The 12382-nt window shown below is 44.7% G+C and carries 9 protein-coding genes and 4 tRNA genes; 2 read left to right on the forward strand and 11 right to left on the reverse strand.

The genetic code is table 11. The annotated features are described in order from the left end of the window. Positions 1-119: 119 nt before the first annotated feature. The gene (gene leuS / locus CWO13_RS19330) at positions 120-2696 is read right to left on the reverse strand and encodes a leucine--tRNA ligase (RefSeq protein ID WP_017068503.1); all 2577 of its coding nucleotides are present in this window, start codon (positions 2694-2696) and stop codon (positions 120-122) included. A gap of 263 nt (positions 2697-2959) precedes the next feature. Here leuS and CWO13_RS19335 point away from each other — a divergent pair, with 263 nt between their 5' ends. Then, positions 2960-3430: a zinc ribbon-containing protein gene (locus CWO13_RS19335; RefSeq protein ID WP_009848479.1), complete on the forward strand. Its 471-nt coding sequence runs from the start codon at positions 2960-2962 to the stop codon at positions 3428-3430. Positions 3431-3536: 106 nt separating this feature from the next. Here CWO13_RS19335 and lnt read toward each other — a convergent pair whose 3' ends face one another. From lnt to miaB, 5 genes are all read right to left on the reverse strand, one after another. Further along, positions 3537-5054 (reverse strand): apolipoprotein N-acyltransferase, encoded by a 1518-nt coding sequence (lnt, locus tag CWO13_RS19340; protein WP_102432278.1) that lies wholly within the window; start codon positions 5052-5054, stop codon positions 3537-3539. A 32-nt stretch (positions 5055-5086) separates the two neighbouring features. Beyond that, positions 5087-5977 (reverse strand): CNNM family magnesium/cobalt transport protein CorC, encoded by an 891-nt coding sequence (corC, locus tag CWO13_RS19345; protein ID WP_012603382.1) that lies wholly within the window; start codon positions 5975-5977, stop codon positions 5087-5089. A gap of 120 nt (positions 5978-6097) precedes the next feature. After that, positions 6098-6559, reverse strand: a complete 462-nt coding sequence (gene ybeY, locus CWO13_RS19350; protein ID WP_102432279.1) for an rRNA maturation RNase YbeY — start codon at positions 6557-6559, stop codon at positions 6098-6100. After that, positions 6560-7681 (reverse strand): PhoH family protein, encoded by a 1122-nt coding sequence (locus tag CWO13_RS19355; RefSeq protein ID WP_048663673.1) that lies wholly within the window; start codon positions 7679-7681, stop codon positions 6560-6562. A gap of 163 nt (positions 7682-7844) precedes the next feature. Beyond that, complete coding sequence (gene miaB, locus CWO13_RS19360) at positions 7845-9269, reverse strand: tRNA (N6-isopentenyl adenosine(37)-C2)-methylthiotransferase MiaB (RefSeq protein ID WP_012603385.1); 1425 nt, start codon at positions 9267-9269, stop codon at positions 7845-7847. 308 nt (positions 9270-9577) lie between these two features. Here miaB and CWO13_RS19365 point away from each other — a divergent pair, with 308 nt between their 5' ends. Beyond that, the gene (locus CWO13_RS19365; RefSeq protein WP_102432280.1) at positions 9578-10753 is read left to right on the forward strand and encodes a 2-octaprenyl-3-methyl-6-methoxy-1,4-benzoquinol hydroxylase; all 1176 of its coding nucleotides are present in this window, start codon (positions 9578-9580) and stop codon (positions 10751-10753) included. 69 nt (positions 10754-10822) lie between these two features. On the opposite strand, the gene CWO13_RS19370 is transcribed toward CWO13_RS19365, so the two are convergent. The 5 genes from CWO13_RS19370 to CWO13_RS19390 form a co-directional block, all read right to left on the reverse strand. Beyond that, on the reverse strand, positions 10823-11869 hold the full coding sequence (locus tag CWO13_RS19370; protein WP_108083409.1) for a lactonase family protein: 1047 nt from the start codon (positions 11867-11869) through the stop codon (positions 10823-10825). Positions 11870-11894: 25 nt separating this feature from the next. After that, positions 11895-11972 (reverse strand) — tRNA-Met (locus CWO13_RS19375). Positions 11973-12026: 54 nt separating this feature from the next. Further along, a tRNA-Leu gene (locus CWO13_RS19380) sits at positions 12027-12111 on the reverse strand. Positions 12112-12166: 55 nt separating this feature from the next. Continuing rightward, a tRNA-Met gene (locus tag CWO13_RS19385) sits at positions 12167-12243 on the reverse strand. 50 nt (positions 12244-12293) lie between these two features. Further along, a tRNA-Leu gene (locus tag CWO13_RS19390) sits at positions 12294-12378 on the reverse strand. Positions 12379-12382 lie beyond the last annotated feature (4 nt).

The raw sequence follows: 12382 nt of genomic DNA on the forward strand, positions 1-12382 counted from the left end.
TTAGGCTCAAATCTAAAGCGCTTAAATAAGTAGACAGGGCAATTAGCTACCCTGTCTACAGACTGCTTTTAATGAATTAAGTTCGTTAATTCTTTAGCAATTGCACTGTACTAACGAAATTAGTTAGCAACGATGTTTAGAAGCTTACCAGGAACGAAGATAACCTTACGAATCGTTAGGCCATCTAGGAACTTCTTAGCGTTCTCATCGTTTAGACCAAGTTCACGAACTTGCTCTTCTGTCGCGTCAGCAGCAACCGTTAGCTTCGCACGTAGCTTACCGTTGATCATGACAACGATAGTCTTCTCGTCTTCAACTAGCGCTTTCTCATCGAAAGTTGGCCATGTTGCTGAGTCTACGTTTGATTCACCAAGTGCAATCCACATTTCGTAAGAGATGTGTGGAGTCATAGGGTAAAGCATACGAACTACTGCTTTTAGCGCTTCATCAAGAATTGCACGATCTTGTACAGACTCTTGAGGTGCTTTCGCTAGCTTGTTCATTAGTTCCATGATTGCAGCGATAGCTGTGTTGAACGTTTGGCGGCGGCCAATATCGTCCGTTACTTTCGCGATAGTCTTGTGGATATCACGACGAAGTGCTTTTTGGTCGCCAGATAGCGCAGAAGCGTCAACAGATTCAGCTGCACCTTTAGAGGAATGAGCGTGAACCAATTTCCAAACACGTTTAAGGAAGCGGTTAGCTCCTTCAACGCCAGACTCTTGCCACTCAAGCGTCATGTCTGCAGGTGATGCAAACATCATGAATAGACGTACTGTATCAGCGCCGTACTTGTCTACCATCTCTTGTGGGTCGATACCGTTGTTCTTAGACTTAGACATTTTGATCATGCCTGAGTGCTCAACTTCGCGGCCTTGATCGTCGACTGCTTTTTCGATGCGACCTTTACCGTCACGTTCAACCGTTACGTCAGTCGGTGCAATCCACTCTTTGGTGCCTTTTTCGTTTTCGTGATAGAAAGCGTCAGCCAGAACCATGCCTTGACATAGTAGTTGCTTGAACGGTTCGTCAGACGTCACGTAACCAGCATCACGTAGAAGCTTGTGGAAGAAACGAGAGTAAAGCAGGTGCATACAAGCGTGCTCGATACCACCAACGTATTGGTCAACTGGTAGCCAGTAGTTTGCTTTCTCTGGATCTAGAATGTCGTCTGCTTGTGGTGAACAGTAACGTGCGTAGTACCAAGAAGACTCCATAAACGTATCGAACGTGTCAGTCTCACGTAGAGCTGGTTCGCCGTTGAACGTTGTCTCAGCCCAAGATTTGTCTGCCTTGATTGGGCTAGTTACGCCATCCATTACCACATCTTCAGGAAGAATTACTGGTAATTGGTCTGCTGGGACAGGGTGAACTTCACCGTCTTCAGTGGTTACCATTGGGATTGGAGCACCCCAGTAACGCTGACGAGATACACCCCAGTCACGTAGACGGAAGTTTACTGTCTTTTTACCTTTACCTTCAGCTTCAAGCTTCGCAGCAATTGCATCGAATGCTTCTTGGAACGCAAGACCATCGAACTCACCAGAATCGAACAATACGCCTTTCTCGGTGTAAGCCGCTTCAGACACATCTAGCTCAGAACCGTCTTCAGGTTTGATTACTGGGATAATGTCGATGCCGTACTTAGTTGCGAATTCGTAGTCACGTTGATCGTGAGCAGGAACCGCCATTACCGCACCTGTGCCGTAATCCATAAGAACGAAGTTTGCTACGTAAACAGGAACAACACGACCGTTAAGAGGGTGGATAGCCGTTAGGCCAGTATCCATACCTTTCTTTTCCATCGTTGCTAGTTCAGCTTCAGCAACTTTAGTGTTACGACACTCTTCAACGAATGCAGCAAGCTCTGGGTTGTTCTTCGATGCTTTCTCTGCAAGAGGGTGACCTGCAGCGATACCCACGTAAGAAACACCCATCAGTGTGTCTGGACGAGTTGTGTAAACTTCCAGTGGCGCTTCTTCGCCGTTGACAGCGAAAGACAGCTCAACACCTTCAGAGCGGCCGATCCAGTTGCGCTGCATGGTCTTAACCATTTCAGGCCAACCTTCAAGGTTGTCGAGATCGTCTAGTAGCTCTTGAGCGTACTCCGTGATTTTAATGAACCACTGTGGAATTTTCTTTTGCTCTACTGGAGTATCACAACGCCAGCAGCAACCGTCTTCTACTTGCTCGTTTGCTAGTACTGTTTGGTCGTTTGGACACCAGTTAACAGAAGATGTCTTCTTGTAAACCAGGCCTTTTTCGTAAAGCTTAGTGAAGAACTCTTGTTCCCAACGGTAGTACTCTGGAGTACATGTTGCGAATTCACGGTTCCAGTCGTAACCAAAGCCTAGAAGTTTAAGCTGGTTTTTCATGTACTCAATGTTTTCGTAAGTCCATGGTGCAGGCGCTGTGTTGTTTTTAACAGCTGCGTTTTCTGCAGGTAGGCCGAATGCATCCCAACCAATTGGCTGCATTACGTTTTTGCCTTGTAGACGTTGGAAACGAGATACCACATCACCGATGGTGTAGTTACGCACGTGACCCATGTGCAGTCGGCCACTTGGGTAAGGGAACATAGAAAGACAGTAGAATTTTTCTTTGTTTGGGTCTTCACTTACAACGAAAGTTTCGCTGTTATCCCAGTGTTGTTGAACCTTTTGTTCAATCTCTTGCGGGTTATATTGTTCTTGCATCGATGGTATCCGGTTATCTTGGAATTTGTGAGTTCGGTTAGAACAGAATCTTACAGATCGTCATAGAATACCTAAAGGAGCTGAGTACAACAATAGTTATACCCTTCATACTTGCAGTTGCTACCTAGTAGATTGTGTAATTTTCACTGAATTTCGCAGGGCAACTATACTTAAGAGTATGAATTGCATTTGTTTGTGAGCGGGAGTGCATTGCAGCGCACCCGTTTGCTCACTAAAAGGTTGGTTATCTTAAGGAGGTTGTTATGCCGAAGAAAAAAGCGCTCTATGAAGAAGTAGTCGAAGAGGTGATTGAAACGCTGAAGCATAGTCCTGAAGAGCTCAACAACAAAATCGAAACGTCAGGCAAGTATGCGAAAGCAGCCAACGACATGACCAAAGATGAACTATCGCTGATTTCTGCCTACGTGAAGTCGGACTTAAAAGAGTTTTCTGAAAGCTATGAAGAGAGTAAAAGTGGTCCATTCTATTTGATGATTGCAGACTCTATTTGGCAAGGACTGTTGGATATCACTGACCGCACTAAGGTGGAGTGGGTTGAACTGTTCCAAGATTTAGAACATCAGGGGCTGTATCAAGCGGGTGAAGTCATAGGCTTAGGAACCTTGGTATGTGACGAGTGTGGTCACCAAACTGAATATAACCACCCAACCAATATCATTCCATGCATTAAATGTGGTTCTAAAGGGTTTAGTCGTAAAGCCCTTAAGCCGTAAGCTCCTGAACCATAATACAGTATCAACGTAAAACCACAGCAATAAAAAGGGTTGACCCAGTCAGTCAACCCTCCAATCACCTTTCGTCGAATCTCGAATCTCGAATCTAGCTTTTTGGCTTTCTTATTAGCCAACCAATCACCAAGCTGAGCATCGCCCATATATACAGTGGCCAAGTACCTATTGTGTGATAAGGCGTTTGACCATCCGTTGAAATGAGTTCAGCTTTTAATACGGCCGTTTCAAACTGAGGCACTTGTTTGATGATGTTGCCTTTGTAATCTGTCACCGCCGTCACACCATTGTTGGTAGAGCGAATAAGCGGCTTACCAAGCTCCAGAGCCCGCATTTGTGCGATTTCCATATGTTGCAATGGCCCAATCGAACGACCAAACCACGCATCGTTGGAGAGCGTGAGGATAAAGTCAGTCTCATCAGTCACATTCTGTCTAACTTGATCATTAAAGATGATCTCGTAACACAACGCAGGCGCAAGATGACGACCGTTGGCCACGATGTTTGGTTGGATGAAATCACCACGACTGAACGAAGACATTGGCAAGTTAAAGAATGGTGCCAATGGGCGCAATATGTCCTCAAACGGTACAAACTCACCAAATGGCAGTAGGTGATGTTTATGATAGCGCTCGTCTGGATCGTAGCTGTATTCACCGTATGGGTTTACACCAAGTGAGAGAACGCTGTTGTAGTACTTCTTGTCTTCAGACTGATTCAGTACACCGGTGATGATTGAGCTGTTATTCATCTTAGCAGCGCTGTCTAAGTTGCGCAGAAAAGAGGGTATCTCGACTTCAAAAGCAGGAATAGCGGCTTCAGGCCAGATGATGATATCCGCATCCCAGTTTTCTCTGCTGAGGTCGGTGTATTTCATCATGGTCGGCCAGCGATGACTTGGTAGCCATTTACTGTCTTGATCGACGTTGCCTTGTATTAAAACGACTGACGTAGTTTTTTCCGGGTTCGGCGTGACCCAATCGATATTTCGAATACCAAAACCTGCGCTAAATACGACGGCGGGAATGATAGCGATACTCCAAGCCCTGTTAACAATCGCATAAGCGAATGCAGAGGCTGAAACAATGATCGCTAGAGTTACTAGCTCTACGCCGCCAATCGGTGCAAACGAACTTAATGGCGAATCGATTTGGCTGTAGCCCAACCAAAGCCAAGGGAAGCCCGTCATTACCCATCCACGTAGCCAATCACTGACTAACCACAATGCTGGAGCAGCGAGGAAAAAGCGGCTTAGATTATTAACAGGGAAGAACTTGTTCAAACTCCAGGTAAACAGACCTGAATAAACAGCTAGGTAGCCAACGAGCAATGCCATCAAAAATAGATTAGCCGCCAGTGGCATGCCACCAAAACCATCAATGCTGACGTATACCCAGCTGATACCTGTCGTGAATTGGCCTAAACCCCATGCGTAGCCAATCCAAAGCGCGCTTTTAGGAGAGCGGTTGTGGATCAGTAACAGCAACAAAGCTGGGCTGAGAATAGCAAGAGGCCATATGGAGTATGGAGCGAATGAAAGGGTGGTTATAGCGCCAACAAAAACGGCCGCAAGCGGCCGTAATAGGCGATGAATAAAGGTCTTAGTCATCTAATTTCTGTCATCTCTTTAGAGAGAAGTTGTTATTCTTCGATAGTCGGAAGAGGCTGTTCGTCAGGAATGGTTACCTGTAGCTGAATTACACGACGGTTATCTGCTGATGTTATCTTGAAATGGTAGTTTTCAATTTCTACAATTTCGCCACGAACCGGCAGGTGACCGAGTGCTGTCATAACCATGCCGCCTACTGTATCTACTTCATCATCACTAAAGGCAGTGTTAAACGTATCGTTGAACTCTTCAATAGTGGTTAAAGCTTTTACAGAGAAGGTATGCTTACTCAGCTTACGAATATCTAACTCTTCTTCATCGTCGAACTCGTCTTCAATTTCACCAACGATTTCTTCGAGGATATCTTCAATGGTTACTAGGCCAGAAACTCCGCCAAACTCATCGACAACGATAGACATGTGGTAACGCTCTTCTTGGAACTCCTTAAGCAGGCGATCAACTCGCTTACTTTCAGGAACAACTACGACAGGGCGAATCACTTGTTCGATATCAAATGGGGCACTTTCTGAACCCAAATACTTAAGTAGGTCCTTCGCTAATAGAATGCCTTCAACATGGTCTTTATCTTCACTGATCACTGGGTAGCGAGAGTGTTGAGCATCAGTAATAAGCGCAATCAATGTATCTAAATCATCGGTGCGTTCAACTGTAACCATTTGAGAGCGAGGCAGCATGATATCGCGTACTCGCATCTCTGAAATTTCCATTACACCCTCGAGCATGTCGCGCGTGTCGTGGTCAATTAGGTCATTAATTTCTGAGTCGCGGATTACATCCACGAGCTCTTGGCGATCTTTTACTTCACCTTGAAATAGTTGGCCTAGGCGTTCAAAGAAGGACTTTCTACTCGGACCTTCAGATTTTTTACTTCCCTCAGAAGTGGGGGGGTTACCTTCGTTCATGATTTCTCAAAAAATAACGCTATCAGAAGTGTGATAGCACACGTTACAACTCAGATTCCTGCGGAAATCACAGGTTCGATGAGTTATTGTTTCTCTGCAACCTACTTTACTAGAATCAATTTACTTTTCTAGAATATACGGGTCTTCAAACCCCATAGTTTGCATGATTTCTGTCTCGAGTGATTCCATCTCTTCAGCTTCATCATCTTCGATATGATCATAACCTAGCAGATGCAGACTGCCATGTACAACCATATGAGCCCAGTGTGCTAGCAGAGGCTTACTTTGCTCTTCTGCTTCTTTTTCGACAACTTGACGGCAGATAATGAGGTCGCCTAGCAGATCTAGCTCGATCCCTGGAGGTGCCTCGAATGGAAAAGACAGCACGTTAGTTGGCTTGTCTTTGCCACGGTATTCATGATTGAGCTGGTGGCTTTCTTGCATATCAACGATACGAACCGTCAACTCAGCGTTCTCTTGAAACTGAGGAATTGTCTTGTCCAACCAAAGCTGAATATCTTGCTCAGTTGGAAGACCTTGCTCATTTTCGACTGCTATTTGCAGGTCTAGTTCAATAGACATCTATTTATCACCTTGTTCTGTAATCACAGAACTATTTTGTGTTGCTAATTGTGTCGTAACTGCCTGCTGAGCCTCAAGAAGTTTGGCTTCGCGCTCTTCACGTTTACGCTTTTCAAACTCTTTGCGCTCTTTCTGGTCTTTCGCTTCCCATTTCTCGTAGGCGTTGACGATACGAGCAACAACAGGGTGACGAACCACATCTTCAGACATGAAGAAATTAAAGCTGATGTCATCCACTTCACTCAGCACTTCAGTTGCATGACGAAGACCAGACTTCGCTCCACGAGGTAAATCGATTTGCGTAATGTCACCTGTGATAACTGCACGCGAATTAAAACCGATACGGGTTAAGAACATTTTCATCTGTTCTACCGTGGTGTTTTGGCTCTCATCAAGAATGATAAATGCATCATTTAGTGTACGTCCACGCATGTAAGCCAGTGGAGCGACTTCAATCACGTTACGTTCAATTAGCTTTTCAACACGTTCAAAACCGAGCATCTCAAACAGTGCATCGTAAAGTGGGCGCAAATATGGGTCGACTTTCTGGCTTAAATCACCCGGTAGGAACCCAAGCTTCTCACCGGCTTCTACAGCAGGGCGAGTCAGTAGGATCCGGCGAACCTCTTGGCGTTCAAGTGCATCAACTGCTGCTGCAACGGCTAAATAGGTTTTACCTGTACCTGCTGGCCCAATACCAAAGGTGATGTCATGGGTGACCATGTTCATTAGGTACTGTGCTTGGTTTGGCGTACGAGGTTTGATGACGCCTTTTTTAGTCTTAATGGTCACTTCTTTGCCGTAGTCGATTTCAGACTCGACGTGTTGTTCCAAAATGCCAGATTCGGTGACCGCCAGATGCACTTGCTCTGGTTCGATATCGATTATGTTGCCTTTAACTGGAGCCGTTTCAACATAGAGGTGTTTGATGATGTCTAAAGCAGCGGCTGCTGTGTGAGGCTTACCAACGATGGTGAAGAAGTTGCTTCGGTAATTAATCTCAACGCCAAGACGACGCTCAAGGTGTTTGATGTTGTCGTCGAATGGTCCGCATAAGCTAGCCAAGCGCTTGTTGTCGGCTGGCTCTAGATTTATCTCTAAGGTAACGATTTTATTGCTCAAATTAGCCTCTCATTTTGTGCCACTCGCTCTTAAATAAAACAAAGAGCAAAAAGCCCGATTTAGACCGGGCTTTTGATTGTGATATCCCTATTTCTAAGATGGTCACTTAGTTAGGTAATTTCAAGCTTTGTGTTTGCGCTTTGTGCTCAAACAGTTGTATTGCCTACGGTGTAAATGTCGCTACACCTAGCTCGTCTTCACGTTTTGTTTTTTCCATCATTTCTGCTGGAGTCATAACAACGCGTAGACCCATGTCTTTTTCTGTGCGAACTAGCTCACCACGTAGTGAGTTGGTGTAAACCTCAGTGATCTTCACATCTACGAACTGGCCGATTAGGTCTGCAGAACCTTCGAAGTTCACAACACGGCTGTTTTCTGTACGGCCGCGAAGTTCCATTAGGTTCTTTCTTGATGGACCTTCAACAAGGATACGTTGCTCTGTGCCTAGCATTAGACGAGAGAAGCGCATAGCTTGTGTGTTTACCGTTTGTTGCAGTTCGTATAGACGATCTTTCTTCTCTTGTGCTGGTACGTCACATGGGTAATCTGCCGCTGGCGTACCCGGACGAGGAGAGAAAACAAAGCTGAAGCTCATATCGAAATCAACTTCTTTAATTAACTTCATTGTATCTTGGAAGTCTTGTTTAGACTCACCAGGGAAACCAACGATAAAGTCAGAACTGATTTGAATATCAGGACGAGCTTTACGCAGTTTACGGATAATAGACTTGTACTCGATAGCCGTGTGTGGACGCTTCATCATCGTAAGAATACGGTCACTACCACTTTGTACTGGCAGGTGAAGGAAGCTCACTAGTTCAGGAGTATCTTTGTAAACTTCAATGATGTCGTCACCAAACTCAAGCGGGTGGCTAGTTGTGAAACGAATACGGTCGATACCATCGATAGAAGCAACAAGACGAAGCAGTTCTGCGAATGAACAGATATCGCCTTCGTGTGTTGGACCGCGGTATGCGTTTACGTTCTGACCTAGTAGGTTAACTTCACGTACGCCTTGCTCTGCAAGTTGAGCCACTTCGAACAGTACATCATCCATTGGACGGCTAACTTCTTCACCACGTGTGTATGGTACAACGCAGTAAGTACAGTATTTAGAACAACCTTCCATGATAGAAACGAATGCCGTCGCACCTTCAGCTTTTGGCTCAGGCAGGTTATCGAACTTTTCGATCTCTGGGAAAGAGATGTCCATTACTGGCTTTTCGTTAGACAGTGATGATTTAATCATCTCTGGCAGACGGTGCAGTGTTTGTGGGCCAAAGATAACGTCTACGTAAGGTGCACGTTGACGAATGTGATCACCCTCTTGAGTCGCTACACAGCCACCCACACCGATCACCACACCTTCTTTCTTATCTTTAAGCGTTTTCCAACGACCAAGCTGGTGGAATACTTTTTCTTGTGCTTTTTCGCGGATAGAACAAGTATTCAATAGTAGTACGTCTGCTTCCTCAGGTACTTCAGTTAGCTCATAGCCATTTGCAGCGTTAAGCAGGTCGGCCATTTTTGATGAATCGTATTCATTCATCTGACAGCCCCAAGTTTTAATTAGCAGTTTCTTACTCATTATATGTTCGCTCGATCGTTAGTTTAATTTAAGGGAGCAAATCGCCCATTATTCATCCGCTAGCTCCATATGTCATAATTCAGTATTCAATTTTATGACAGGCTCTAGCGGCAAGCGGCGTATTGTACTGGTTTCAAAACCGACTGACTAGTAGTCTGAACAAATCTCTTATGTAGTGGCTTTTATTATCGTTAACGCCATATGCCATAAGGGATAACCCTTTTTTCGAATAAGGTTTTTGGTTACAAGTTAGTTATGAAAAAGTACAATCAAAAACAGTCAAAGAATCAAACTGATAAGTACAAAATATGAACAGTTACGATATTGTAGTAGTCGGTGGCGGCATGGTTGGCGCAGCAACAGCTATCGGTTTTGCAAAGCAAGGTCTGAGTGTTGCGGTAATCGAAGGTTTTGCCCCACAAGCTTTTGATGAGTCACAAACGATGGACATTCGTGTGTCAGCGATTTCTCAAGCATCGGTCGAGTTGCTTGAAGATCTTGGTGCATGGCGAAGTATTGCAGCGATGCGAGTGTGTTCATATAAGCGTTTAGAGACGTGGGAACACCCAGAGTGTCGTACTCGGTTTGATGCTGCATCACTGGACCTTCCTCGTTTGGGCTATATCGTTGAGAACAGACTCATTCAATTAGGTTTATGGTCTCAATTTGCTGAACACGACAACCTCGAATTGCTATGTCCAGAAAAGCTCGATGAGATTGAGTTTGGTGAAATCAATATCGTTAAGCTTCAATCTGGGGCTGAGCTATCCGCGAAATGGGTGATTGGCGCGGATGGCGCCAATTCAGCCGTTCGTCAACAAGCTGGTATCGGTATTACTGCTTGGGACTACCGCCAGCACTGTATGCTTATCAACGTAGAAACCGAGCAGCCTCAGCAAGATATTACTTGGCAGCAATTTTTACCAAGTGGTCCTCGTTCATTTTTGCCTTTGTGTTCTCTAACCTCTGACGGTCAAGAAATCGGGCAGGGGTCATTAGTTTGGTATGATTCTCCACTGCGTATTAAGCAACTGTCAGCAATGACCCCTGAAAAACTACGTAACGAAGTACTTTCTCACTTTCCTAAAGAGTTAGGTGATATTAAAGTCTTGAATTCGGGTTCTTTTCCTCTGACACGACGTCATGCTCAATCATATTCGAAGAATAACTGTATTTTAGTCGGGGACTCTGCACATACGATCAACCCATTGGCAGGGCAGGGTGTTAACTTAGGCTTTAAAGATGTATCAGTACTGTTGGATGTCACCAACGAAAAGGGTGAATTGAATCAGTTTGTAGCAAGACGTTATGAAGTGATGAGAAGAGGCGACAACCTAATGATGCAGAGTGGCATGGATTTTTTCTACAAGACATTCAGCAACGACATTGGTCCGCTCAAGTTTGCACGTAATGCTGCGCTAAAATTAGCAGAGAACTCTGGGCCGATTAAAACCCAAGTATTGAAATACGCCTTAGGCCTTTAATTTATTAGTTCAGATTATCTATATAGAGAAGGAGAGCAGATGCTCTCCTTTTTTGTTTGGTGCTGAGTGCTATAACTGCTGTGTAACGCAAACCGGTGCATCGATCTCTAAAGAGTATCCTGTATAAACCAAAGACCCATCCTCATTATTTCGTTTGAATGAGGTGATGTTATTGGAGTGTTGGTTTGCTGCGATAACCCATCGTCCGCAGTCAGTAATATGAAAATCGCGAGGGAAGTTGCCTTCAGTATTATAGCTATCAATAAAAATAGGCATTTTTGTTGTAGGCTCGATTCTGAAGCAACTGATCCTTGATTGGTGTCGACAAGATACATAGAGGAATTGCTCATCCGGCGATAGTTTTATCGCAGCCGTAGCTTCTCCTTTCTCCATATTGGGAAGCGCATCAATTTCTTCTACGATATTCCATACACCCAAAACCTTTTCCAACATAAGTATTGATTCAGAGAGCTCGCAGATCACATAGGCTCTGTCTTCTGCTTTGTTAAAGATTAAATGGCGAGGTCCATTGCCAGCTGGCACTTTAATAGACTGCATAGGCCCGTCTAGAAACTCTTCCTGTTCTTCATCGAAGTAATAGAAGTTGATTCGATCGGTGCCGAGATCGACAGTCACAAACTGTGGCGAGTTTTGTAAGAACAGACATTGGTGGGCGTGCGGGCTAGTTTGTCTCTCTTTGTTTGGCCCGGAACCAACCATCTTGATTGTTTTGAGGCGCTTATCGATGTTGCCATTGATACTTAAGCTAAAAATATCGAATGTGCCTGATGAGTATTGCGACGTGATAGCAAACTTATTGTGTGGATCTATCGTGATGTGACAGGGGTGACCGCCAGCGATAGTACCGGAGTTCTTAACCGTCTTTGAGTTAGGGCTAGGAATATGAATCAGCTGCGGCTGTTTTGGCTGATCAATTTCAGACGCGGTATAGATGCCAAGTTTTGTCGCTACGACAAAAGACGGGTTAGTGCACTCTGCAACGAGCTCTAAAGGTAATAGCTTTCCGCTTTCCAAGTCTAATTGAGCCTGATATACGCCTTGGCTTTTACTGGGAGTGTCTGTGTAGCAACCGATCGTTAGAGTGAGGTTTTTCATAGGGAAGTCATACTCAATTAGAAAATGGAGCAGACATTACTGCGGGATTTGAACCTGCGACCCCATCATTATGAGTGATGTGCTCTAACCAACTGAGCTAAGTAGCCATAATAAATCTAATAGATTCACTATTTGTTCTCTAATTAAAGAGAAATAATGGTGCGGTCGGAGAGACTTGAACTCTCACACCTCTCGGCGCCAGAACCTAAATCTGGTGCGTCTACCAATTCCGCCACGACCGCAGCAAATCTTTGTAGTCATATCGAATATTGGTGCTTCAATAAGACATTGTATAAGTGGTGGCTACTGCGGGATTTGAACCTGCGACCCCATCATTATGAGTGATGTGCTCTAACCAACTGAGCTAAGTAGCCATAATAAATCTAATAGATTCATTATTTGTTCTCTAATTAAAGAGAAATAATGGTGCGGTCGGAGAGACTTGAACTCTCACACCTCTCGGCGCCAGAACCTAAATCTGGTGCGTCTACCAATTCCGCCACGACCGCAGCA

The sequence above is a fragment of the Vibrio sp. ZF 223 genome, from assembly GCF_003050585.1.
GTDB lineage: Bacteria > Pseudomonadota > Gammaproteobacteria > Enterobacterales > Vibrionaceae > Vibrio > Vibrio crassostreae.